Source organism: Streptomyces sp. NPDC050625 (genome assembly GCF_040654755.1).
Classification (GTDB): Bacteria; Actinomycetota; Actinomycetes; order Streptomycetales; family Streptomycetaceae; genus Streptomyces.
Map to the genome: position 1 here is coordinate 707,129 of NZ_JBFAIQ010000002.1, position 23,809 is coordinate 730,937.

The 23,809-nt window shown below is 71.6% G+C and carries 13 protein-coding genes; 9 read left to right on the forward strand and 4 right to left on the reverse strand.

Annotation, left to right across the window (positions count from 1 at the left end; all coding sequences use genetic code 11):
• Positions 1–33 precede the first annotated feature (33 nt).
• The 9 genes from secD to AB0I54_RS07355 all read left to right on the forward strand — a co-directional run bounded on the left by secD (position 34) and on the right by AB0I54_RS07355 (position 14,301).
• On the forward strand, positions 34–2,286 hold the full coding sequence (secD, locus tag AB0I54_RS07315; RefSeq protein WP_363294923.1) for a protein translocase subunit SecD: 2,253 nt from the start codon (positions 34–36) through the stop codon (positions 2,284–2,286).
• A 29-nt stretch (positions 2,287–2,315) separates the two neighbouring features.
• Positions 2,316–3,317 (forward strand): LacI family DNA-binding transcriptional regulator, encoded by a 1,002-nt coding sequence (locus tag AB0I54_RS07320; protein WP_363294924.1) that lies wholly within the window; start codon positions 2,316–2,318, stop codon positions 3,315–3,317.
• 110 nt (positions 3,318–3,427) lie between these two features.
• The gene (locus AB0I54_RS07325; RefSeq protein ID WP_363294925.1) at positions 3,428–4,777 is read left to right on the forward strand and encodes an extracellular solute-binding protein; all 1,350 of its coding nucleotides are present in this window, start codon (positions 3,428–3,430) and stop codon (positions 4,775–4,777) included.
• Positions 4,778–4,782: 5 nt separating this feature from the next.
• Complete coding sequence (locus AB0I54_RS07330; protein WP_363294926.1) at positions 4,783–5,736, forward strand: sugar ABC transporter permease; 954 nt, start codon at positions 4,783–4,785, stop codon at positions 5,734–5,736.
• A complete protein-coding gene (locus AB0I54_RS07335; protein WP_363294927.1) occupies positions 5,733–6,608 on the forward strand; it encodes a carbohydrate ABC transporter permease in 876 nt (291 codons plus the stop codon). The genes AB0I54_RS07330 and AB0I54_RS07335 overlap by 4 nt, the downstream gene beginning before the upstream one ends.
• 36 nt (positions 6,609–6,644) lie before the next feature.
• Positions 6,645–8,258 carry a glycoside hydrolase family 13 protein gene (locus tag AB0I54_RS07340; protein WP_363294928.1) on the forward strand — a complete coding sequence of 538 codons (1,614 nt, stop codon included), beginning with the start codon at positions 6,645–6,647 and terminating at the stop codon, positions 8,256–8,258.
• A 56-nt stretch (positions 8,259–8,314) separates the two neighbouring features.
• Positions 8,315–10,492 carry a discoidin domain-containing protein gene (locus AB0I54_RS07345; protein WP_363294929.1) on the forward strand — a complete coding sequence of 726 codons (2,178 nt, stop codon included), beginning with the start codon at positions 8,315–8,317 and terminating at the stop codon, positions 10,490–10,492.
• A gap of 168 nt (positions 10,493–10,660) precedes the next feature.
• On the forward strand, positions 10,661–11,095 hold the full coding sequence (locus tag AB0I54_RS07350) for a hypothetical protein (protein ID WP_363294930.1): 435 nt from the start codon (positions 10,661–10,663) through the stop codon (positions 11,093–11,095).
• The gene (locus AB0I54_RS07355; RefSeq protein ID WP_363294931.1) at positions 11,092–14,301 is read left to right on the forward strand and encodes a caspase family protein; all 3,210 of its coding nucleotides are present in this window, start codon (positions 11,092–11,094) and stop codon (positions 14,299–14,301) included. Before AB0I54_RS07350 ends, AB0I54_RS07355 begins: the two co-directional genes overlap by 4 nt.
• A gap of 7 nt (positions 14,302–14,308) precedes the next feature.
• On the opposite strand, the gene AB0I54_RS07360 is transcribed toward AB0I54_RS07355, so the two are convergent.
• From AB0I54_RS07360 to AB0I54_RS07375, 4 genes are read right to left on the reverse strand one after another with little or no spacing between them, the layout of a single operon-like run.
• Positions 14,309–15,886: a hypothetical protein gene (locus tag AB0I54_RS07360; protein ID WP_363294932.1), complete on the reverse strand. Its 1,578-nt coding sequence runs from the start codon at positions 15,884–15,886 to the stop codon at positions 14,309–14,311.
• A complete protein-coding gene (locus AB0I54_RS07365) occupies positions 15,883–17,472 on the reverse strand; it encodes a hypothetical protein (RefSeq protein WP_363294933.1) in 1,590 nt (529 codons plus the stop codon). Before AB0I54_RS07365 ends, AB0I54_RS07360 begins: the two co-directional genes overlap by 4 nt.
• Positions 17,472–20,894, reverse strand: a complete 3,423-nt coding sequence (locus AB0I54_RS07370) for a hypothetical protein (protein ID WP_363294934.1) — start codon at positions 20,892–20,894, stop codon at positions 17,472–17,474. The genes AB0I54_RS07365 and AB0I54_RS07370 overlap by 1 nt, the downstream gene beginning before the upstream one ends.
• Complete coding sequence (locus tag AB0I54_RS07375) at positions 20,894–23,467, reverse strand: hypothetical protein (RefSeq protein ID WP_363294935.1); 2,574 nt, start codon at positions 23,465–23,467, stop codon at positions 20,894–20,896. Before AB0I54_RS07375 ends, AB0I54_RS07370 begins: the two co-directional genes overlap by 1 nt.
• Positions 23,468–23,809 lie beyond the last annotated feature (342 nt).

Sequence of the window (23,809 nt, forward strand, 5' to 3'; positions counted from 1 at the left end):
GGTGCGCCCCCACGCGCCTGCTGGAGGCTCCCCTTGTTGCGCTCTGTCCGTGTACGGGCATGCGTCGCGCTCGCTGTCGTCGCCGTGTCGCTGTACGTCGCCCTGACCGTGCCCGTCCACCTCGGACTCGATCTGCGGGGCGGGACCCAGATCGTGCTGGAAACCCGGCCCGCTCCTTCTTCTTCCTCCTCCGCCTCCGGCGCGGAGGCCACCGACCGCGCCGCGGAGGTGCTGCGCGGGCGTGTCGACGCGCTGGGCGTGTCCGAGGCCGGCATCGTCCGCTCCGGCACCGACCGGATCATCGTCGAACTGCCCGGCGTGCAGGACCCGAAGAAGGCGGCCGCCGTCCTGGGCCGTACCGCCCAGCTCACCGTTCACCCCGTGCTCGGCACGGCCGAGGGCGACGGCTCCCGGCCGGAGTCGAAGCGTCCGGGTGAACACGTCCTGCCCGACGAGTCCGGCCGGCTGCTGCGGCTCGGCGGCGCCGCCCTGACCGGTGAGGACGTCAAGGAGGCCGCGGCACGCTTCGACCAGCAGAGCGGCTCCGGCTGGCACGTCGCCGTCGACTTCAGGGGCGCGGGCCGCGCCGGCTGGGCCACCCTGACCGGCGAGGCCGCCTGCCGCCCCGTGGGCGACCCCACGCGCCGTATCGCCATCGTCCTGGACGACACCGTCATCTCCTCCCCGCAGGTCGCGCCGTCCATCCCCTGCCGGTCGGGCATCGCCGGAGGCTCCACCGAGATCACCGGCGCCTTCGACGACGCCGAAGCCCGCGAGCTGGCCCTGCTCATCAACGGCGGAGCCCTGCCGGTGCCGGTCGAGACCGTCGAACAGCGCACGGTCGGCCCCACCCTGGGCGCCGAGGCGATCAGGGCAGGCGCCTGGGCGGCCGTCATCGGCACCGCGCTGACCGCCCTGTTCGTCATGGTCGTCTACCGGCTCATGGGCGTCCTCGCCACCGTGGCCCTGCTCTGCTACGGCCTCGTCTCCTACGCCGCTCTCGCCGCCCTCGGGGCGACCCTCACCCTGCCCGGTCTCGCGGGCTTCGTGCTGGCGATCGGCATGGCCGTGGACGCCAATGTGCTCGTCTTCGAGCGCGCCCGAGAGGAGTTCGCCGCACGCCGGCGCCCCAGTCCCCGCTCCAGCCTGGCCGCGGGATTCCGCAACGCCCTGAGCGCCATCGCCGACTCCAACATCACCACGCTCATCGCCGCCGCGCTGCTCTTCTTCCTCGCCTCCGGGCCCGTGCGCGGTTTCGGGGTGACCCTGGGCATCGGCGTGCTCGCCTCCATGATCAGCGCCCTGGTGATCACCCGTGTCCTCGCCGAATTCGCCGTGGACCGTGCATGGGTGCGCCGGCGCCCCCGCCTGACCGGCATCGCGGGGACCGGCGCCGTCCGGGACCGGCTCGTCCGCCGTAACCCCCAGCTGATGCGCCACCCGCGACGGTGGCTGGCCCTCTCCGGTGCCGCACTCGTCCTGGCCGCCTCGGGCATCGCGGCCCGCGGACTGGACCTCGGGATCGAGTTCACCGGCGGACGGCTCATCGAGTACTCCACCGCCACCCCGGTCGACCCGGACCGGGCCCGTGCCGCCCTCGCGGACGCCGGATTCCCACGTGTCGTCGTGCAGTCCTCGGGACAGGAGCAACTCGCGCTGCGCACCGGCCGGCTGACCGATGCCGAGGAAGCCCGGGTCACCGAGACCGTGCGTGGCCTCGGGGGAGCGACCCAGAAGGTCCGCGACCACATGGTCGGTCCCAGCCTCGGCAAGGAACTGCGGCAGGGGGCGCTGATCGCCCTCGCCGTGGCGCTCGGGGCACAACTCCTGTACCTCGCGGCACGGTTCCGGTGGGTCTTCAGTACGGCCGCGGTCGCCGCCCTCGCCCACGACGTGCTGATCCTCGTGGGTGTCTTCGCCTGGCTCGGCAAGCCGGTCGACGGTGTCTTCATCGCCGCCCTGCTCACCGTCATCGGCTACTCGGTCAACGATTCCGTCGTGGTCTTCGACCGCATCAGGGAACGCAGGCGCTCGGGAACCGGGGCCGGTCTCGCGCACCTGACGAACCAGGCGATCCTGCAGACGCTGCCGCGTACGGTCAACACCGGCATGGGGGCGGCGTTCATCCTCACCGCCCTGGCCGTGCTCGGCGGCGAGGCGCTCGGCGACTTCGCCCTCGCCCTGCTCGTGGGGCTGGTGGTCGGCACCTACTCCTCGATCTTCACCGCCGCTCCGATGGCCCTCGAACTGGAGGCGCGCATCTCCTCGGTCACTTCACGCAAATGACTTGCGTTTCTTGCGCTATTCTTGCGTTCATGACGCGACGACTTGCGGAAGTGGCGAAGAAGGTCGGGGTCAGCGAGGCAACGGTCAGCCGGGTGCTCAACAACAAGCCCGGTGTCTCCGAAGCCACGCGACAGGCGGTGCTGTCCGCCCTCGACGTCCTCGGCTACGAACGGCCCACCCAGCTGCGCGGCGAGCGCGCGCGGCTGGTGGGGCTGGTCCTCCCGGAGTTGCAGAACCCCATCTTCCCGGCGTTCGCCGAGGTCATCGGTGGCGCGCTGGCCCAGCTCGGACTGACCCCGGTGCTGTGCACCCAGACCAAGGGCGGGGTCTCCGAGGCGGACTATGTGACGCTGCTGCTGCAGCAGCAGGTCTCCGGGGTCGTCTTCGCCGGCGGGCTGTACGCCCAGGCCGATGCCCCGCACGACCACTACCGGCTGCTCGCCGACCGCAACATCCCGGTGGTGCTGGTCAATGCGGCCATCGAGCACCTCGGCTTCCCGGGCGTCTCCTGCGACGACGCGGTCGCCGTGGAGCAGGCCTGGCGGCACCTCGCCTCCCTGGGGCACGAGCGGATCGGCCTGGTGCTCGGTCCCGGGGACCATGTGCCGTCGGCGCGGAAGCTGGCGGCGGCGCGGGCGATCGCCGGGGGAGCGCTGCCCGACGAGTTCGTGGCCCGCGCCATGTTCTCCATCGAGGGCGGCCACGCGGCGGCGGCCAAGCTCATCGACCGCGGGGTCACCGGGTTCATCTGCGCCAGCGACCCGCTCGCCCTGGGAGCCGTACGAGCCGCCCGGCGCAAGGGACTTGACGTGCCCTCACAGATCTCGGTGGTCGGATACGACGACTCCGCGCTGATGAACTGCACCGAGCCGCCCCTCACCACGGTCCGCCAGCCCATCGAGTCCATGGGCAAGGCCGCCGTGGAACTGCTGAACGCGCAGATCGGCGGCAGTGCCGTAGCGGCCGACGAACTGCTCTTCGAGCCGGAACTGGTGGTCCGCGGATCGACCGCGCAAGCCCCTCGTTGCTGAGATCCACTCAGCTGTCAAATAATTACAGATTCTGCGCGACATCTTGCGGATGGATGTCGCCGGTGCTTGAGTGTGCGACGCCCACCGCTCCTGCCCAGAGGGGTCCACCGATGAGAAGCACCGGGTTCCGCCGTACCTTCCTCGCGCTAGGCGTCTGTTCCTCCCTCGCGCTCTCCGCCTCCGCCTGCGGATCGGGCGACGACACGGCGAGCGGCAAGACCCGCATCACCGTCAACTGCGAGCCGCCCAAGAGCGCCAAGGTCGACCGCGCGTTCTTCGAGGAGGACATCGCCTCCTTCGAGAAGCGGAACCCTGACATCGACGTCGTCGCACACGACGCGTTCCCCTGCCAGGACCCGAAGACGTTCGACGCCAAGCTCGCCGGCGGGCAGATGGAGGACGTCTTCTACACGTACTTCACCGACGCCCGCCATGTCGTCGACATCGGCCAGGCCGCCGATCTCACCCCGTACCTCAAGGAGTTGAAGAGCTACCCCACCATCCAGCAGCAGCTGCGCGACATCTACACCGTCGACGGCAAGGTCTACGGCATACCGCGCACCGGCTACTCCATGGGGCTGATCTACAACCGCAGGCTCTTCGAGAGGGCCGGCCTCGACCCCGACAAGCCCCCGGCGACCTGGGACGAGGTGCGCGCCGACGCCAAGAGGATCGCCGCGCTCGGCGGCGGCACCGTCGGCTACGCCGACTACAGCGCCCAGAACCAGGGCGGCTGGCACTTCACGGCCGAGCTGTACTCACAGGGCGGTGACGTCGTGTCGGCCGACGGCAAGAAGGCCACCGTGGACACCCCGGAGGGCCACGCCGTCCTGCGGAACCTGCACGACATGCGGTGGACCGACGACTCGATGGGCAGCAAGCAGCTCCTCGTCATCAACGACGTCCAGCAGCTGATGGGTTCGGGCAAGCTCGGCATGTATCTCTCCGCGCCGGACAACATCCCGATCCTGGTGAAGGAGAAGGGCGGCAGCTACAAGGACCTCGCCCTGGCCCCCATGCCCGGCGGCAAGGGCACGCTCATCGGCGGCGACGGCTACATGTTCAACAAGAGGGACACGCCCGCGCAGATCAGGGCCGGCCTGAAGTGGCTCGACGACATGTTCCTCACCCCGGGCGACGGCTTCCTCGGCGACTACGCCCGCGCCAAGCAGCACGACGCGCCGGTGGGCCTGCCCGAGCCGCGGCTGTTCACCGGCCCGGCCGACGCCAAGGACCAGCAGGTCAAGAAGGCCAACGCCAATGTCCCGGTGGAGAACTACCAGGCCTTCCTCGACGGCAACCAGCGGCTGCGGATGAAGATCGAGCCGCCGGACGCCCAGCAGATCTACTCCGTCCTCGACGGGGCCGTCTCCGCCGTCCTCACCAAGAAGGACGCCGACATCGACCAGCTCCTCAAGGACGCCTCCGGCAAGATCGACGGCATCCTGGCCAGGGGCTGACACCGATGACGAAGACGGTTGCGCCGCGACCCGTCGAGCAGCTCGCCGTACACCCCGTACAGGCGCCGCCTCCGGCAGGGGACCGCAGGCGGCGCCGCCTGGCCGACCAGGCCCGCGCCTACGCCTTCCTCCTCGGCGGGCTGCTCTGCTTCGCCCTGTTCTCCTGGTACCCGGCGATCCGCGCGGTCGTCATCGCCTTCCAGAAGTACACGCCCGGCTCCCCGCCCCAGTGGGTCGGCACCGCCAACTTCACCCGTGTCTGGCACGACCCGGAGTTCACGGCCGCCTGGCGCAACACCCTCACCTTCACCCTGCTCGCCCTGCTCATCGGCTTCGCGATCCCCTTCGTACTCGCCCTGGTCCTCAACGAGTTGCGGCACGCCAAGGCGTTCTTCCGGGTCGTGGTCTATCTGCCGGTGATGATCCCGCCGGTGGTCAGCGCCCTGCTGTGGAAGTGGTTCTACGACCCCGGAGCCGGCCTCGCCAACGAGGCGCTGCGTTTTCTGCATCTGCCCACCTCCAACTGGTCCAACGGCGCCGACACCGCCCTCGTCTCCCTCGTCATCGTCGCGACCTGGGCCAACATGGGAGGCACGGTCCTGATCTATCTGGCCGCGCTCCAGTCCGTCCCCGGCGAGCTGTACGAGGCGGCCGAACTGGACGGAGCCGGACTGCTGCAACGCATCCGGCATGTGACGATCCCCCAGACCCGCTTCGTCGTCCTGATGCTGATGCTCCTTCAGATCATCGCCACCATGCAGGTCTTCACCGAACCCTTCGTGATCACGGGCGGCGGACCGGAGAACGCCACCGTCACGGTCCTCTATCTGATCTACAAGTACGCCTTCCTCTACAACGACTTCGGCGGCGCCTGCGCGCTCAGCGTGATGCTCCTGGTGCTGCTCGGGCTCTTCTCTGCCGTATACCTGCGGCTGACCCGCTCCGAGGGGGACGCATGAGCACCCGGACCCTCGTCTCCCCGGCGACGCTGGCCCGCCCGCGCGGCAAGGCCGTCTACTGGACCGTGTTCACCGGCGTCGTCGTCCTCTTCGCGCTCGCCTTCCTCTTCCCGGTCTACTGGATGGTGACCGGCGCGGCGAAGTCGCCGGACGAGGTGGCGCGGACCCCGCCCACCCTCGTGCCGGAGCACTGGCACCTCAGCGGCTACACCGACGCCTGGGACCTCATGCAACTGCCCCGGCATCTGTGGAACACGGTGGTCCAGGCGTCCGGAGCCTGGCTGTTCCAGCTGGTGTTCTGCACGGCCGCCGCCTACGCCCTCTCCCGGCTGCGGCCCGCCTTCGGCAAGGTGATCCTCGGCGGCATCCTGGCCACGCTCATGGTCCCGGCGCAGGCACTGGTCGTACCGAAGTACCTCACCGTCGCCGACCTGCCACTGATCCACACCAGCCTGCTCAACGACCCCCTCGGGATCTGGCTGCCGGCCGTCGCCAACGCCTTCAACCTGTATCTGCTGAAGCGGTTCTTCGACCAGCTGCCGCGCGACGTGCTGGAGGCCGCCGAGATCGACGGCGCCGGAAGGCTGCGCATCCTGTGGTCGATCGTGCTGCCCATGTCGCGGCCGGTCCTGGGAGTGGTGTCGATCTTCGCGCTGGTCGCCGTGTGGCAGGACTTCCTGTGGCCGCTGATGGTCTTCTCCGACACCGACAAGCAGCCGATCAGCGTGGCCCTCGTCCAGCTGTCGCAGAACATCCAGCTGACCGTGCTCATCGCCGCGATGGTGATCGCCAGCATCCCGATGGTCGCCCTGTTCCTCGTCTTCCAGCGGCACATCATCGCCGGGATCAGCGCGGGCAGCACGAAGGGCTGACACCGCCCTTCTCCCCGACACAGAAAGGCAGGCACCGTGGGACAGCCCACCCATGCCCGAAACGCTGACTGGTGGCGCTCCGCCGTCATCTACCAGGTGTACGTACGCAGCTTCGCGGACGGCGACGGCGACGGCGTCGGCGACCTCGCGGGCGTCCGGGCGAGGCTCCCGTACCTCGCCGAACTCGGCGTGGACGCCCTGTGGTTCAACCCCTGGTACCTCTCGCCCATGAAGGACGGCGGCTACGACGTCGCCGACTACCGCGCCGTCGACCCGGCCTTCGGGACACTCGCCGAGGCCGAGAAACTCATCGCCGAGGCGCGGGAGCTGGGCATCCGCACCATCGTCGACGTGGTGCCCAACCATGTCTCCGACCAGCACGTCTGGTTCCGCGCGGCGCTCGCGGCGGGCCCCGGCAGCCCCGAGCGCGAGCTGTTCCACTTCCGGCCGGGGCGCGGAGCGCACGGCCAACTCCCGCCGAACGACTGGCCGTCCCAGTTCGTCGGCTCCACCGGGCCCGTGTGGACCCGGCTGCCCGACGGCGACTGGTACCTCCATCTGTTCACACCCGAGCAGCCCGACCTCAACTGGGCGCACCCGGCCGTCCGCCGCGAGCACGAGGACATCCTGCGCTTCTGGTTGGAGCGGGGCGTGGCGGGTGTCCGCATCGACTCCGCGGCCCTGCTCGCCAAGGACCCGGACCTCCCCGACCTCGCCGGGGGCCGCGACCCGCACCCCTTCGTCGACCGCGACGAGCTGCACGACATCTACCGCTCCTGGCGTGCGGTGGCCGACCAGTACGACGGCGTCTTCGTCGGCGAGGTCTGGCTCCCCGACCCCGAACGCTTCGCCCGCTACCTCCGCCCCGACGAGCTGCACACGGCCTTCAACTTCTCCTTCCTGGCCTGCCCCTGGGACGCCACGAGGCTGCGCACGTCGATCGACACCACCCTCGCCGAACACGCGCCGGTGGGCGCACCGGCCACCTGGGTGCTGTGCAACCACGACGTGACCCGCACCGTCACCCGGTACGGCCGTGAGGACACCGGCTTCGACTTCGCCACCAAGGCCTTCGGTACGCCGACGGAGCTCGCCCTCGGCACCCGCCGGGCCCGCGCGGCCGCGCTGTTGTCGCTGGCCCTGCCCGGGGCGGTCTATGTGTACCAGGGGGAGGAGTTGGGGCTGCCGGAGGCCGACATCCCCCCGGACCGGACACAGGACCCGATGTACTTCCGCTCGGGCGGCACCGCCCCGGGCCGCGACGGCTGCCGGGTGCCGCTGCCCTGGGCGGCGGGGGAGCCGTACGCGGGTTTCGGCTCCCACGAGGAACCCTGGCTGCCGCAGCCGGCCGCCTGGCCCTCGTACGCGGTGGACCGGCAGCAGAGCGACCCGGACTCCATGCTCCGCCTCTACCGCGAGGCGATCCGGCTGCGCCCGTCGTTCGGCGACGGCCCCCTCACCTGGCTGCCCGCCCCCCAGGGCGTCCTCTCCTTCACACGCGCGGAGGGAGCCGGTGGTGCGGTCTGCGTGGTGAACCTCGCGGCCGCCCCCGCCGAACTGCCCCCGCACACCCGACTCCTGCTCGCCAGCGGCCCGCTGGACCACCGGGGCCGCCTCCCGCAGGACACGGCGGCCTGGCTCCGGGTCTGAGCCACCGCCCGCCGCCCCTTGCTATCCCCGCACCCCCACCACGAAGGGATCAGCACATGCAGCAGAGCACCCCCAGAGATGTCAGGCGCGTGCCGGTCGTCGGCGCGGCCGTCGCCCTCGCCGCCGGCATGCTCGTCGCCCTCGCCCCGGCCGCCCACGCGGCAGCGGGCGCCAACCTCCCCTTCACCTCCGTCGAGGCCGAGTCGGCGACCACCGACGGCACGAAGATCGGACCCGACTACACCCAGGGCACCCTCGCCTCCGAGGCCTCCGGACGCAAGGCCGTCCGGCTCGGCTCGGGGCAACGGGTCGAGTTCACCGTGCCCCGCGCGGCCAATGCCGTGAACGTCGCCTACAGCGTCCCGGACGGTCAGTCCGGCACGCTCGACGTGTACGTCAACGGCACCAGGCTCGCGAAATCCCTGCCCGTCACCTCCAAGTACTCGTACATCGACACGGGCTGGATCCCCGGCGCCAGGACGCACCACTTCTTCGACGACGCCCGGCTGCTGCTCGGCCGGGACGTCCAGGCGGGCGACAGGATCGCGTTCCAGTCGACCGGCACCCAGGTCACCGTCGACGTCGCCGACTTCGAGCAGGTCGCCGCGGCCGCGTCGCAGCCCGCCGGCTCGGTGTCCGTCACCTCCAAGGGCGCCGACCCCAGCGGTCAGAGCGACTCCACCCAGGCGTTCCGGGACGCCGTCGCGGCCGCACAGGGAGGAGTGGTCTGGATCCCGCCCGGCGACTACCGGCTCACGTCCTCGCTCAGCGGCGTCCAGAACGTGACCCTCCAGGGCGCCGGCAGCTGGTACTCCGTCGTGCACACCTCCCGCTTCATCGACCAGTCGTCCTCCTCCGGGAACGTCCACATCAAGGACTTCGCGGTACTGGGCGAGGTCACCGAGCGGGTGGACTCGAACCCGGACAACTTCGTCAACGGGTCGCTCGGACCGGGTAGTTCGGTATCGGGCATGTGGCTCCAGCACCTCAAGGTCGGCCTCTGGCTGATGGGTAACAACGACAACCTGGTCGTCGAGAACAACCGCATCCTCGACACCACCGCCGACGGCCTCAACCTCAACGGCACCGCGAGGGGCGTCCGCGTCCGCAACAACTTCCTGCGCAACCAGGGCGACGACTCGCTCGCGATGTGGTCCCTGTACGCGCCGGACACGAACAGCAGCTTCGAGAACAACACCATCTCGCAGCCCAACCTCGCCAACGGCATCGCGATCTACGGCGGCACCGACATCGCGGTCAGGAACAACCTGATCTCCGACACCAACGCCCTCGGCAGCGGCATCGCGATCTCCAACCAGAAGTTCCTCGACCCCTTCCACCCCCTCGCGGGCACCATCACGGTTGACGGCAACACCCTCGTCCGCACAGGGGCCATGAATCCCAACTGGAACCATCCGATGGGGGCGTTGCGCGTCGACTCGTACGACAGCGCCATCAACGCCACCGTCAGCATCACCAACACGACGATCACGGACAGCCCCTACGGCGCCTTCGAGTTCGTCTCCGGCGGCGGGCAGGGGTACCCGGTCAGGAACGTCACCGTGGACGGCGCGACGGTGCGGAACACCGGCACGGTCGTGGTCCAGGCCGAGGCCCAGGGCGCCGCAACCTTCCGCAACGTCACCGCCACCGGTGTCGGCGCGGCCGGTGTCTACAACTGCCCCTACCCCGCGAGTTCGGGATCGTTCGCGCTCACCGACGGCGGCGGCAACTCCGGCTGGAGCAGCACCTGGTCGGACTGCTCGACCTGGCCCCAGCCCGGCCAGGGCAACCCGGACCCCGACCCGAACCGCAACCTGGCCAAGGGCCGCCCGGCCACCGCGACCGGCTCGCAGGACGTCTACACGCCCGGCAAGGCGGTCGACGGCGACCCGAACAGCTACTGGGAGTCCACCAACAACGCCTTCCCGCAGTCCTGGACGGTGGACCTCGGCTCGACCGAGGCCGTGCGCCGACTGGTGCTGAAGCTGCCGCCGTCGTCCGCCTGGGGCGCACGGACCCAGACCATCACCGTGCTGGGCAGCACCGACGGTGCCACCTACTCGACCGTGGTCGGCCCGCAGGGCTACCGCTTCGACCCGGCAACCGGAAACACCGCGACCGTCTCCCTGCCGGCTGGCACCAGCCTGCGCCATCTGCGACTGACGGTCAGCGCCAACACCGGCTGGCCCGCTGGCCAGTTCAGTGAGGTGGAGGCATATCTGACGTCGTAGCCCGAGGAGTTCCGCGCTTCGCCGCCGCTCGTCTCTGCTCACGCACAGGGTGCGCAGCGCGGCGAAGCGCGGGTCCGCTCCTCCGGGGGCATGTCATGGGACATCCGTGCGTTCAGTGGTTTGCCCGAACGTCATATGGTTTGGTGCGGGATCTGCCAAGCTGAGGCGATGAAGCTGGTGGTGGAGATCCTCGGCACTGAGCGGCCGCACATCGAACTCGACGAGCTGCGTCACGACTTGGCCCGGGACCCGGAGCTGCGCCCGCTCGCCGTCGAAGCGCGGCCGGCGCCCGCCGTCGACGGTGCGATGAGCGGCGTGATCAAGGACCTGGTGATGGTGCTCGGGGCGGGCGGGGTGGGTGCCGCCCTGGTCCAGGCCCTCACCGCCTGGCTGGCGGGCCGTCAGCGGAGCATCACCATGAAGGTGACGTGCGGATCGCGGAGCGTGGAGTTCGAGGTGCGCCAGGCCCGCGACCATCAGGCCGCCATTGGGATGTCACGGCAACTGCTCGAACTTCTCGCCCAGGGCGGCGACGAGGCGTCGGGCGAGGACCAGCAGCCGTCGGGCGAGGAAGAACCACTCGTCCCCGGTGGCGAAGCGTGATCCACCACCCGGACCCGGCGAAGTCACGGGCCGTCCTCATCGGGGTCACCCGCTACGCCGACCCCGCCCGCTGGCAACCCCTGCCCGCGGTCGCGGCGAACCTCGCCGACCTCAAGAAGGTCCTCACCGACCCGGACCTCTGGGGCCTGCCCCCGGAACACTGCGATGTGATCGAGGACCCCGAGGACCCCACCGAAGTCCTCGTGCGCGTGCTGTCCGCCGCGAACAGCGCCGAGGACACCGTGGTGGTGTACTTCGCGGGCCACGGAGCCGTCCTCAAGTCACAGCTCGTCCTGCCGACCGTCGCCTCCACCGGTGACACCCTCAGCGCGCGGAAGATTCCGTTCGCCGACATCAGGGAGATCGTCACCGAACGCAGGGCCCGCCATGCGGTGATCATCCTGGACTGCTGCTGGAGCGGTATGGCGACCGCCATGTCGGACATGGAGTCCGTGATGGACCGGGAGATCGAACCCAGCAGTGCCTACATCCTGACCTCGTCCGCCCGCGACAGTGTCTCGATCGCCGTACCTGGCGAGAAACACACCGTCTTCACGGGCGAGTTGCTCAAGACGCTGCGCGGTGGTGTGCCCTCACCGGACCGGGCTCTCACCCTGCGCGCCGTCACGACCGCCGTCGTCCGCGGGCTGCGCGAGCGCCGGATGCCCCGTCCCCGGCACAGCCAGGCCGGCCACGGCGATCACCTCGCCCTCGTCCGCAACCGTCAGTGGCGTCCCCCGCCGGACCCCGGGTCCGATGTCGTCGGGGCCGTCGACAACGAGACGCCCGACGTGGTGAGCGTCCCGGGCTCCAGCTGCGTACTGCGGCGCTACCCCGAGCAGTTCGACCCCGTCGAACCGGACGGGGCCCGGATCACCCCGAGCCTCCTGCTGCGGGCCGACCGCGCCGTCGTCCCCTTCCACGGCCGGGAACGCGAACTGGTGAGCTTCGCCGTCTGGCGCGAGGGCGGCGGCGCGCGCCTCAGGGTCCTGTACGCCGGTGGCGGCCAGGGCAAGACGCGCTTCGCCCGCCATCTGGCCGAGGAATGGGCGAAGGAGGGCTGGCAGGCCTGGCACGCCGTCCGACGCCCGAAGCAGGTCTCCGTGCTGCGCGAGGCCACCGGGGGCCGTTGGCGCTCCGCCGGCGCCGGGACCCTCGTCGTCGTCGACTACGCCGACCGGTGGCCGACCGAGGAACTGAGCACGCTGCTGGAGTTCGTCGCCTCGTCCGGTTCCGGCCCCCTACGGGTCCTGCTGCTCGCCCGGATGACCGGCCACTGGTGGACCGCCCTCACCTCGCGCCTGCCGACCGTCATCGCCCTGCACAACGCCGTCCCCCTCATCTCGCACACCCCCGACCCGAGCCACCGGCCCATGGAGTTCCAGACCGCGCGCGAGGGCTACGCCCAGGCACTCGGCATCCCCCTCGAACGGGTGCGCCCCAAACCCGTCCAGAGGCAACCCGACTGGAACCTGCGCGACTTCTCCCTCGTCCTGACGGTGCACATGGCGGCCCTGGTGGACGTGCTGGCACAGCTGTCCGGTACGCCCGCCCCCGTCGACCCGGTCGCCGTGTCCGCGGATCTGCTCGCCCGCGAGCGCGCCCAGTGGGAGGACGTCCTGGGCCACCGCGACTTCCTCGGGCTCACGCTCGACCAGGTCAGACGAGCCGTCTTCGTCGCCACGGTCACCGGCGGACTTCCGGTGCGACAGGCGCGCAGGGCCCTGCGCCGCGCCGGCATCGGGGCCGACGAGGTCATCGACCCGCTGCTGAACCTCCACCGCCAGTGCTATCCGCCCCTCGACGGCGCCCAGAGCGCCGCCCTGGAGCCGCTGTACCCGGACCGGCTGGGCGAGGACTTCCTGGCGCTCACCATCCCCGGCCACAGTGCGGACTACCCCGCCCAGATGGAGGCGCAGGAACTCGCCGAACGGCTGCTCCTCCCGTCGGGCTCCGAACCCGACGGGCCGCCGTGGACGCCGTACGCGATGACCATGCTCGCGGAGACCTCACGCCGCTGGTCCCATGTCGCGAGCGCGGTCCTGCATCCGCTGCTGCGGGACCACCCGAAGCTCGCGGTGCGCGCCGGTGGCACCTTCCTCGCCACCTTCGCCGAGACCACCGAGCACACCGACCTGCTGGTGCGGATCCGTGCGGAGCTGCCCAGGCACCGTGGTGCCGACCTCGCGGTCGGAGTCGCCGCGATCGACCGCCGCCTCGCCCCCTACGACGCGGACCGGGCCACCACGGGCGTGGACCTGGCCCGCAGCGCCGACGAACGTGTCCGCTCCTACTCCCGGGCGGGCCAGTCGCATGAGGCCCTTCGCGAGGCCGGCCGCGCGGTCGACGCATGGCGTGTGCTGGCCGAGCACCATCCGGCCGCGCACCGGGCGGGCCTGGCGAGCGCCCTGGCCACGCTCGGGTCGCTGGAACTGGGTGACGGACAGACCGAGAAGTCGTGGCAGTCCGTCGAGGAGGCGCTGCTGCTCGTGCGGCGGACCGAGGAGCCGGTGCTGAAGCCGACCGAGCGCTCCCGCATCCTCGTGAACATCGCCAGCGTCCTGCAGCAGGCCGCCGAGGAGGACCGACGTGCCTCGGCCGTGCGGCTGGCGGAGGAGGCGGTGAAGACGTTCCGCGCGGCGAAACCGGGACCCGACCGGCGGCACGAGGCCGGGCTGGCGGACGCGCTGTCGGTGCTGTGCGCGGCGTACGGCAGCGTGGGCGACATCCCGAAGGCGCGGGAGGCGGGCGACGAGGCGCTGGCGATCCTGGGGCAGCTGCACGCAGGGGGGACGTCCGGCTTCGAGGAACTCAGCGAGGTCCTCGACCTGCTGGGCCGCCTCGCCGCCGACGCGGGCGACCTGCCGACCGCGCTCAGACGGGGCAGGGCCGCGGTCCGCACCCGTGAGCTGCTCGCCGCCGAGAACCCCGCCTTCGAGGAGCGCCTCGCGCAGTCGCTGTGCAATCTCGCCGGATACCACTCCGACCTCGCCCGGCGCGTGTCCGACCCCAGGGAGCACGACAAGGCCGTGGCCCATGCCGAGGAGGCTCTGCGGAGGCTGCGGGACCGCCTCGGCCCCGCAGCCGACAGGTCCGACGCCGGTGTGCGCGCGGTGGCCGGAGTGCTCGTGACCATCCTGCGGCGGCGGAACCCCGCGGACCCCAGGGCGGACGCCCTGGGGCAACGCCACGGCCTGGTCGGCTGACGGGTCCTCAGCCCACCGGCGAACCGGGTGAACCGGGCGAGCCGACGTGGCCCGCGTCCCAGAAGAGGTCCTCCTCCGCGTCGGCCCCGTACCCGAAGTCCCACAGACACACCAGGCTGCGGTCCTCCACCGCCGCTTCCACCTTCGCGACGACACTGGACAGGAACCACGGCAGCGTCGGCTGCCCCGCGGACCACAGGTCGGCGAACTGCCGTCCCGTGTCCTCCCGCAGCAGCAGGTCCGTCACCGGACGGGTGCACACCACCAGCAGCTCCCGGGGCAGGGTCTCCACCAGGGCCCAGTTCACCGCGGTGTTGTCCGGCAGCGGCCCGGCCGTCGCGCCCGGGGCTCCCGCGGCGGCAAACACCTGTTCCCAGCGCCCCTTGCGCAGCCGCAGCACGGACCCGTCGCCGACGCCGAACACGAGATGCGTCCGGGACTGCCGGTCGTCCAGCGGGGTCAGCACGGCCGTCACCCCGGCCGCGGTCGCCCGCTCCGCGGGCGAGCCGTCCAGGGCGATCCACCCGCGCTGCTTGCCCTCCACCTCGACGGCCCGGCCGACATCGCGCAGGGCGAGCCGCAGTGCCGCCTGCGCCCCCGACGGAACGGGATCGGTCGCCGGGCCGTACAGCCCCTCGGCCAGGGCGTCCGCGCTCCGCACCACCTGCATCTCCAGCGCCCGGCACACATGTGCCGCCGCGGACTGCGACCACGCGCCGTCCGGCGCTCCGGCCGCGACCGTACTCAGCAGATGGCGCCGGCCCCGCGCCGTGGGCATCCGCAGCAGCACGGCATCGCGGCGGTGCTGCCGCTCCCTTCGGTGCCGGTCGCCACACGTCGACACCGCCCGGACCACCACCGCGCCCAGATCGGCACCGTCGACGACGCTGTCGGCCACCGCGTCGGCGCTCAGCGAGGGGTGCTGGGGCATCACGGGCAACAGGTCGCGGATGTTCGACAGCGGCTGTGCCGAGGTGCCGCCGGGATCGATCAGTCTGCGAATGCGGTCGAGCTGCGCACGCATGCCCGGATGGCTCATCTGGGCGCTGTCGCGCGGCAGCGCGCGCTCCTCCGCCAGCTTGCGCTGCGACGCCTCCTCGTCCGCCACGCGCTGCGCCTCGTCACGCTGCGACCGGGTCTCGGCCAGCTGCTCCGACAGCCGCTTGTGGTCCTTGCGGAGGCGTTCGAGTTTCGCCGTCAGTTTGCCGTGGCGATCGGTGAGTTCGTCCCGGGCGGCGGTCAGGCGGTCGCGTTCCTCGGCGAGTCGGTCCCGCTCCGCCAGGAGTTCGTCGCGCCCCCTGCCGAGCTCTTCCCGGTCCGTGAGGGCCTCGGCCAACGTGTTCTCCAACAGCGCCGCCCTCGTGCGCGCCGTCTCCCGCTCCCGGACCGCGTCCTCGGCCTCGGCCCGGGAGCGCCAGAGCTCCTGGGCGATGTCCGCCGGCGGCAGCGCCGCCTCCAGACGGGCGATCTCGTCCCGCAGCTGCCGGCGTTCCCGGCCGAAGAGGTGGCGCAGCCGCAAGAGCAGGGACAGGGCGCCCGCGAGGAGCGCGCCGAGGGCGGCGAGCAGGGCAGTCACAACCGTCATCTCGTCCTCCCGGACACGCTCGGCTGCTGGACGACGACCACACCGAGGCCCTTCTCCTGGGAGCCGGGGCGGCGCACCAGGGCGTGCAGCACCCACTGGACCAGCGGGGCCGAGGGCTGCGCGCGCCCCGGGACGTTCTCCCCGACGGTGAACCGCGACACCTGGTCACGATCGATGAACTTCATGTTCTGGTGCGGGAAGAACTCGTAGCCGGCGCGCGGTGCGGAGCCGGCCAGGTCCGCCCAGGGCGCGATGCGCCACTGCCACCACCAGCTGTCCAGCGCGGCGACCGTGGGCCGCAGCACGGAACCGATCAGGGCGTCTAGCTCGTACTCCGCGCGGAACGTGCCGTCCGTCATGAGCCTGCGCAGCCGCTCCTCCAGCAGCGTGGTGAAGTAGTCCTGGTCGACGGGCCCGGCGACCTTGCCCTTCCAGCGCAGCACCAGAGCGGAGTCGAGCGCGGTCAGCCGCAGGATCTGCCCGGCCCGCACCGCCCACACCCGCCATCGTTCGTGCCGCGGGTCCGGCTCGCCCGCCCGCGCCGCGGCGGCCAGGGCGGGCGGCAGCGAAGCCGGCAACTCCCCTTCCGTGTCGGGCCGGACGGCCAGTCGCTCCTCCGTGCAGTGACCCGGCAGGGCCGGAATGATGACGCTCGGGTCCTCGGGAGCCCTGGCCGCGCTCCATTCGGAGGTGAACCGGATGTCGTCCTCGGCCGCCGAGCGGGCCGTCCGCCACAGGTCGTCGCGCCATCGGTCCATCTGCTCGGCCGGCAGATGCAGCAGGGCCATGTGCGCGGCGCACCAGATCTCCTCGACCGTCGTCGGCTCCGCGATGCCGCCCCAGCCCTTCGGCTTCAGCTGCGGGATCGGCGTGTCCAGCCACGGCTTGGTGTCCGGGTCCTTGTACAGGCTCTCGAACCGTTCGGCCAGCGCCCCGCGCAGCCGCTCCGTGTGGTCCACCGGCAGCGGCGGATAGGTGGGTCTGGGCGGCGTGGCGGGCTGCCCGGCCGTGCTCACCGTCCGTGCGGCGGGGCTGCCCTCCCGAGGCGGAAGACCCGCGCCCTGCCCCACCGGAACGGCGCCGTCCGCGCGGGCCGACCCGCTGTGGGCCGACCCGCTGTGGGCCGGGAGAACCGGTGCGGGCAGGGGGTCCTTGTCCGTACGGTCCGCGTCGGCCTCGTCGGCGTCACTCGCCCGGGCGGCCCCGGCCGCGCTGCCCGCCCCGTGCCGCACGGTGGGCGCGGCCGGGGAATCCGGTGCAGGCGTGGTCCGTCGGGCGGCCGGTGGTGTGCTGCGGCCCAGCCGGTGGGCGAGCAGCCCTACGGCGCTCAGCGCGTCGTAGGCCAGCACCTGGGCGCGCTCGGGGTCGGTGCTGAGCCGTTCGTCGTGCAGCTGCGCCGCCATCCGTGCGCAGCAGGCACGCAGGCCGTCGATGAGCACGTCCCGGCTCGCGGACGGCAGGTCCGCCAGTTCGGTGACGGCGGCCGAGAAGGAGCCGAGGAGGTCGCCGACGTCCGCCGGGCCGGCCGGGGCCGTGCTCCGGCGCGCGGCCGGAGTCGCCGCGGCGAGTGCTCCGGTGTCGTCCATCAGTGCTCTCCCGTCAGGGGATTCCAGAGGTCGTTGAAGTCGGGGCGGCCCTCGTCCATACGGCGCCGGTAGACCCGCCCGGGGAACCGCTCCACCTCCGGCAGGTGCCTCGTCTCGGCGAAGGGCACCGCGCCACGGAACACACGGAGGTGCCCGCGGGCGTCGAGCGTCGCCATGTGCAGGCGCTGGGGGCCGTTGGAGGCGGCGTCGAGGACCGCCAGGCTCTCCAGCTTCCGCGTGTTGCCGCTGCCGTCGTCGAGGTGGAACTCGTACTGCCGGCCGATGGGCGGCACCGGTATCACGGCCCTGCGGCCGGGGACGGTGCGCTGGGTGCCGTCGCGGTCCGGGTGGAAGACGTCCGGGAAGTACTCCTCCTCGGAGGATCCGGCGGCGGGCCGGGGGAAGACCTCGACGAGCGCGCCGCCGGCGTCCGGGACGCACAGCCGTCCGGGCAGGCGGCAGCGGCTGACCTCGGGGTCGAAGTGGGCGTCGGGGACGAGGTCGGCGAGCGGGAGGTGGTGGCTCTCGGAGTCGACGTAGTAGTGGGGGGCGCCGGAGCAGATCAGGATCTGCGGGACGAGTTGCTGGTCCACCTCGATCAGGTACTTGGCGCGGCGGCCGCTCCAGACCGGTGCCGACAGGTCCAGCCGGTCCCGGGCCGCGGCCAGCGCGAGGTCGAAGCTGCCCCACTGGATGGACCGGGAGGAGGAGGTGAACCGGTGCAGTTCGAGCAGCTCGGGCAGTTCGTTCCAGTGGCGCGAGCGGATGCCGCGGGTGCCGACCTCGTCCAGTTCGACGAAGGGTTCGCCGGCCCGCAGCAGGACGAGCCGGCGTCCCGCCTGGCCGAGCGGTCCGAGGTCGCAGGGCAGGCTGGCGAACAGGCCGTGGGTGACGATGTCCAGTTCGCTCATGTTCTGCTGCTTCGCCGCGGCGGCCACGCCCGCGCGCTTGCTGATGGCATGGGCCCAGGCCGCGCCCAGGGAGGTGGCCTGCTTGGCCGCGAACCCGGTCTCGATGGCCAGCGCGGTGGGGTTCCAGCCGAACTTGCGCCGTGAGCCCGCGTCCGCCCGGGTCAGCACGTCCGCGATCGTCTCCTGGACCATGGGCATGCTGCTGGTCCGGCCGGAGATGACGACCTGATCGAGCACGGGCGGGAACGCGGCGGCCCGTCCTGTCCCGGCGGCCCCGGCGTCGACGTCCCATTCGCGTTCGAAGGTGCTGCGCACCAGATCGGCGCCCATCTCCGCGGCCCGTTCCAGCACCGGTCGCATCAGCCGCCGGAACTGCCCGGGATCCAGGGGCAGGTCACCGGTGGGATTGCTCAGCGGCACGTCCGCGCTCTGCACGATCTCGTGCACGTCGTCCTTCCGCAGCACCGGGGGCTCGGCGGGATCGGCGGCCCCCAGCAGGCACTTGGTCCGCTCGGCCAGCTGCCACAGCGCGTGGAACCGGTCCCGGGCGAGCTGGGGCTGCAGGGTCGAGGCGTCGTAACGCGTCGGGATGCAGCGGTCGAGCACCTCCTTGATGTCCGCGCTCACCACCGATTCCAGTTGCCGTCCGGCCTGTTCGGCGACCTGGGCCGCCAGTGACCGGCGGTTCGGTGGCGTGCCGCCCGGGGGTTCCCACAGGGCGTCCACGAGCACGGCCTTGAGCCAGTGGAAGACCTGGAGCGTGAGCAGGTCGCCGCCCAGCTGCTCGTGTCCCGTGGAACCGAGCAGCAGGGGCTCAAGGCGGTAGCGCCGGCCAAGGAACGCCGGGTCGCCGCCGGGCCGTTCGGGAGTGACGTCGGTGAGCACCAGCCTGAGCAGCGCGATGTCCGTGGTGCCGCCGCCGATGTCGATGACCAGCATGGTGCGGTGCCAGGTCGCGGGCAGCACCGGAACCCGGCGCTCGCGGGCGGCCTCGTCCTCCGGCCCCGCCGCGGACCGCGCGGGCAGCACCCGTACGACACGGCGGGAGCGGGCGCGCAGTGCCTCCAGGCCCAGGTTGAGATTGCCCGACAGCTCGCGCATGACGAAGAACAGACCGGCGGCGAGGCCCTCGTCGTAGTCCATCACCACGACTTGGGCGTTCAGCGCCTTCTTCACCAGCGTCAGCAGCCGGTCCTTGACCTCCGGCAGGGCGGTGGTCGGATAGGTGACGACGACGGTCTGCACGGTGCTGCTGTCGGTGGCCGAGTCCCGGGTCAACTCTTCGGCTGCGCTGACCAGTTGGAGATACATGTGCTGCGTGAGATGGATCGCGCTGAGGTCGGAGCCGGGGACGTCGCCGGGCCGCAGCCGCATCACCTGACGCTTGAGCCCGGTGATCGCGGCGGGCGCGTCGACGAGCTGGAAGCGGCGCTGCTCGGGTGCCCCGGCCGGACCGTCGGAGTCGTCCTCCAGCAGGGCGCTCGCGGGCGCGTAGGTGAGTTCGGCGTTCTTCCCCTGGAACTGGACGGGGCGCAGTGAGTGCATCCGCAGCGGCGGCGTATCGGTGACCCGGGAGTAGCCGCGGTGCAGCCGGGGGACCAGCCACTCGCGCAGTTCCGTGTCGCCGTGCTGGCGGATCTGCTCCATCGCCAGGAGGAGGGCGTCCACCGCGTCCGGGTTCTCCTCGCGCATCAGGTCCAGGGCCTCGCGTCCGCGGACGGTCTCTCCCGAGCCCAGGCGCACCTGAGAGGCCAGCAGGTTGTCGACGGCGGTCCGGTACGGGGCGGGCCAGTCGGGCCGCGGGTCGAGCAGTTCGCCGAGCATCGTGCCGAGCGCCCTGCCCTGGGCGGGGTCGACCGGGAACTGGGTGACCTTGGCGGCGCTCTGCAGTGTGACGGTGGAGGCGGTGGTGCCGAAGTCGACGACCACGAACTCCTGGAAGTGCCGGTCGGACGGTTTGCGCAGGGTCAGGAACTCCGGCAGCGACGACTCCTCCTCCCCGGCCGTGGGCTCCGGTTCCTCGTGCGGCGGCCGGAACTCCAGCAGCACGGTGCCCTGGACGATGTCGCGGCCCGCCTTGCTCTGGTAGTCCAGCTCCCAGGTCACGTCGACGCGCACCGGGAGGCCGTTCGTCCACGGCTCGTTCGGCTGCGTGGCGGACCCGGACAGCAGGAAGGAGGTGTCGACGAACGCGCCCCTGGACAGCACGGTGTCGGCCAGCATGTGTTTGGTGGACGAGTGCGCTTGCAGCCAGGCCGCCCGCAGCGCCTGTTCCAGCCGGGGCGGCAGGACCGAACCGTCGCCCGGCCGCATCGTGAGTCTGCCGGGAAGCGTGGTGTTGAAGTACGGGTTGTCGTGGGCGGCGGCCAGTCGCAGGGTGACCACGGGCAGCGGATAGCGGCCGTCCTGGGCGTGCAGGACGAACTCCCGGGAGCCCCGGGAGCGGACGTACGGCGACTTGGCGCCGTCAGTGGTGTCCGGCACGTCGAACGAGAGCACCAGCTCGGGCATCAGGCCTTCCTCCAAGTCCTCATCAGCACGTCGATGGGCTGGTTGCCGCGATCGTCGGCGGGACCCGGTGCACCTCCCGGACCGTCGGCCGGCGCCTCGCCCTGGGCCGCGTGCCGGGCACCGGGAGTGCCGCGCGGCGGGCGGATGTCGTGATCGGCGAGCACCCACTGCGCCGTCTTCTCGTAGAAGGTGTGCAGTACGTCGACCCGGCCGCTCAGCAGCCGGTTGAGGCGCTCGGTGACGACGGCCGCCGCCGCGTCGGCGGTGTACTGCCGCAGCCGCGTCACGATGATCGGGTGGCGTTCCTGACGCTCGGTCATGAGCTCGCCCTCCGGCATGGCGTGGTGCCAGGGCAGCGCGTGGTCGGCCAGTCCCGGGAAGCGGTCGGCCGGGTTCTCCCGGGGGCCGCCGTCCTGGTGGTGCTGGCGGCGCTGGTGGCCGACGACCTCCGCGGGGTGCAGCGCGGTCCACAGCTGCGTCAGCCGGTTCTCGACCTCCTCCGGGTCGCCGAGGTGGCTCAGATAGACCTCGCTCAGCAGGGGCAGCGTGCCGGGCTCCTCGAACCAGGAGCGCAGGCCCTCGAACTCGGCCTCCCACCTCTCCTGCCAGGCGCCGAGCCAGGTGTCCAGCCGCTCCCGGTCCCGGTCCGTGTGACCCTCCACGAGGGCGGCGAAGCGCGTCATGTAGCCCTTGGTCGTGTCGGTCGAGCGGACCCCGGTGGCCGGGGCGGGCGCGCTGACCCGGCCGGGCAGCACGATGCTGAACTCACCGGCCGGGCGCGGTGGTGCGCTGCGCGACACCAGGCCGTTCTCGTCGTTCCGGGCCCGTTGCAGCAGGAGGTCCCACTCGCCCCACTCGTACACCGCCTGCCGGACCTCGGCCGCGGCACCGGCCAGGCTCAGCGGTGGGGGTGACGCGGCGACGTCCTGCGGAGCCGTGGCGCGCAGCTCGTCGAGCTCGGCCATGAGGGCGGCCAGCAGCCCGCGGTACTGGCCGAGGCGTTCGGTGAGTTCACGGAATTCCGCGGAGGTGGCGACCGTGGGCCCGGTCTCCTGGCGCACCTGGTACTGCAGGGCGCGCAGCGCGTCCCAGAGCTTGCGCCGGGAGCGTTCGGCGAGCTCCTGCTTGAGGGCCACGCCGTTCGCTCTCAGATGCTCCTCGATCAGCCGGTGCAGCCTGCGCACTCCGCCGTCGTCGGCGACCGCGCGCAGCCGGTCCGCCCAGTGGCCGTGCGGGGCGAGGGACTGGAAGCGGTCGGCCAGCGCGGTCCACCCCGTGCCGCCGCCCTGTTCGTCGCGTGCGTCCAGGGCTCGCTGGGCGTCGTCGATCCGGGCCTGCGAACCCGGCGACAAGGCGGCGTAGGGCAGGCCGTAGCGGCGGATCGCGGTGATCGCGGAGGTCAGCACCACCGCCTCCTCGCGGCCCCGGACGAACTTGTCGGAGTGGACGTGGATGGCGTTCAACTCGTCCGAGGCGTGCAGCAGTTCGGTGGCGTCGGCCGCGGTCTCCGGGGCGCCGGGCACCGGAACCTGGTCGAAGAAGCTGGCCGCGACGAGGGCGGCCTTGCCCAGTACCTCGGTGCTGCGGCCGTCCTGGGTCAGCATCCCCCAGAAGCTCTCGACGCCCTGGGTGCCCGCGCGTCGGGCGTCCAGCACCACGAGGATGGTGTGCACGTCCGCGAGTTCACGGCGGCTGAGATGGGTGTCGCGGCCGTACGAGCCGGCGCCGCCTATACCGGGGAAGTCGAGGAACTGCACCTCGTGGTCGGCCAGCAGTTCGTTCAGTTCCCAGTGCCCGGGGGAGACGTACACGTCCTGCACGACGCGCTCGATCAGGTCGAAGCTGCGGCTGAGCGCCTCGGTGTCGTTCCTGATCTCGGCCGGGGTGAACGGCTGGACGCGGCGCAGCGGCAGCCTGGCCGGGATCCGTTCCTCCACACCGTGGTCGAGGGCTTCGCGCAGATGCTTGGAGGGCAGCCGCTGGACCGTGCCCATGACGCCGTCCTGGCTCAGCCAGGCGTCGCGGATCCGGCACAGTTCGGCGGCGGCCGCGCGGTGCGTGGAGGCGATGCGCAGCGGATCCACGAGCGGATCGGGCCGGCCGGGGCCCTGTTCCGGCCACAGACAGCCGACCCACTGGTCGAACAGGGTCCAGCCCTCGGGGCTGTTGAGCGGGTCCAGGCTGCGCAGGACCGCGCCGGCGACGAGTTCGGGGTGCTCGTGGTCGAGGCCGTCGGCGAGTTCGTCGAGGATGGTCCGTACGCATTCCCCCAGGCGCTTGGCCGTGAGGTAGTGGATCTCGGCCGTCGGGTCCGCGTACGTCTGCTGGGGGCGGCCCTCCTCGTCGCCGGCCGGCTGCTGTCGCAGCCGTAGCACCGTGATGTTGCCGGTGGCCTTGCGGTTCTCCACCGGCAGCAGGTCGGACTTGCCCAGGAGCGTGCCCAGCAGCAGGGACTTGCCGACCGAGAATTCACCGACGACGCCGAAGGTGACCGGCTGGGCCGCGCGGGCGGCCAGCTCTTCGGCCAGCGCCTGCACCGCCGAACGTTGCTCGTGCGCGTCGGTCTGCTGCACACCGAGCATTTTTAGCGTTTCTTGGGCAAATGCCCGCATTTCGGGCAGGGTTAACTGCTCGGCCATGGTTGCGGATCCCCCTCGTACGAAGAGCGCGCGCTGACGCTCTGCCCCCGATGTGCTCATCCGGCGCCGCTCGTCGCGGCGGCGTGAGGGTACCTATTAGGCCAGAAAGCGGCCGTCCGAGAGCATGCAATGCAAAAAGACGCCAATATGATCTTTTCCGGCGACCGGGGAGTCAGTTCCGCTCCGGCGGGGCGGCGTCAATTTCCGCGAAGCGCTTACTTGATGAGGACTTGACCCCGCGTACCGTCGGGCGTCACATCGGCGCCATCGCACCCT

Bases quoted from the DNA above. Each gene is read 5' to 3' on its own strand.
- AB0I54_RS07325 (WP_363294925.1), top strand. From the start codon at position 3,428: ATGAGAAGCACCGGGTTCCGCCGTACCTTCCTCGCGCTAGGCGTCTGT.
- AB0I54_RS07365 (WP_363294933.1), bottom strand. From the start codon at position 17,472: ATGGACGACACCGGAGCACTCGCCGCGGCGACTCCGGCCGCGCGCCGG.
- AB0I54_RS07345 (WP_363294929.1), top strand. From the start codon at position 8,315: ATGCAGCAGAGCACCCCCAGAGATGTCAGGCGCGTGCCGGTCGTCGGC.
- AB0I54_RS07320 (WP_363294924.1), top strand. From the start codon at position 2,316: ATGACGCGACGACTTGCGGAAGTGGCGAAGAAGGTCGGGGTCAGCGAG.
- AB0I54_RS07330 (WP_363294926.1), top strand. From the start codon at position 4,783: ATGACGAAGACGGTTGCGCCGCGACCCGTCGAGCAGCTCGCCGTACAC.
- AB0I54_RS07360 (WP_363294932.1), bottom strand. From the start codon at position 15,886: ATGACGGTTGTGACTGCCCTGCTCGCCGCCCTCGGCGCGCTCCTCGCG.
- AB0I54_RS07350 (WP_363294930.1), top strand. From the start codon at position 10,661: ATGAAGCTGGTGGTGGAGATCCTCGGCACTGAGCGGCCGCACATCGAA.
- AB0I54_RS07335 (WP_363294927.1), top strand. From the start codon at position 5,733: ATGAGCACCCGGACCCTCGTCTCCCCGGCGACGCTGGCCCGCCCGCGC.
- AB0I54_RS07370 (WP_363294934.1), bottom strand. From the start codon at position 20,894: ATGCCCGAGCTGGTGCTCTCGTTCGACGTGCCGGACACCACTGACGGC.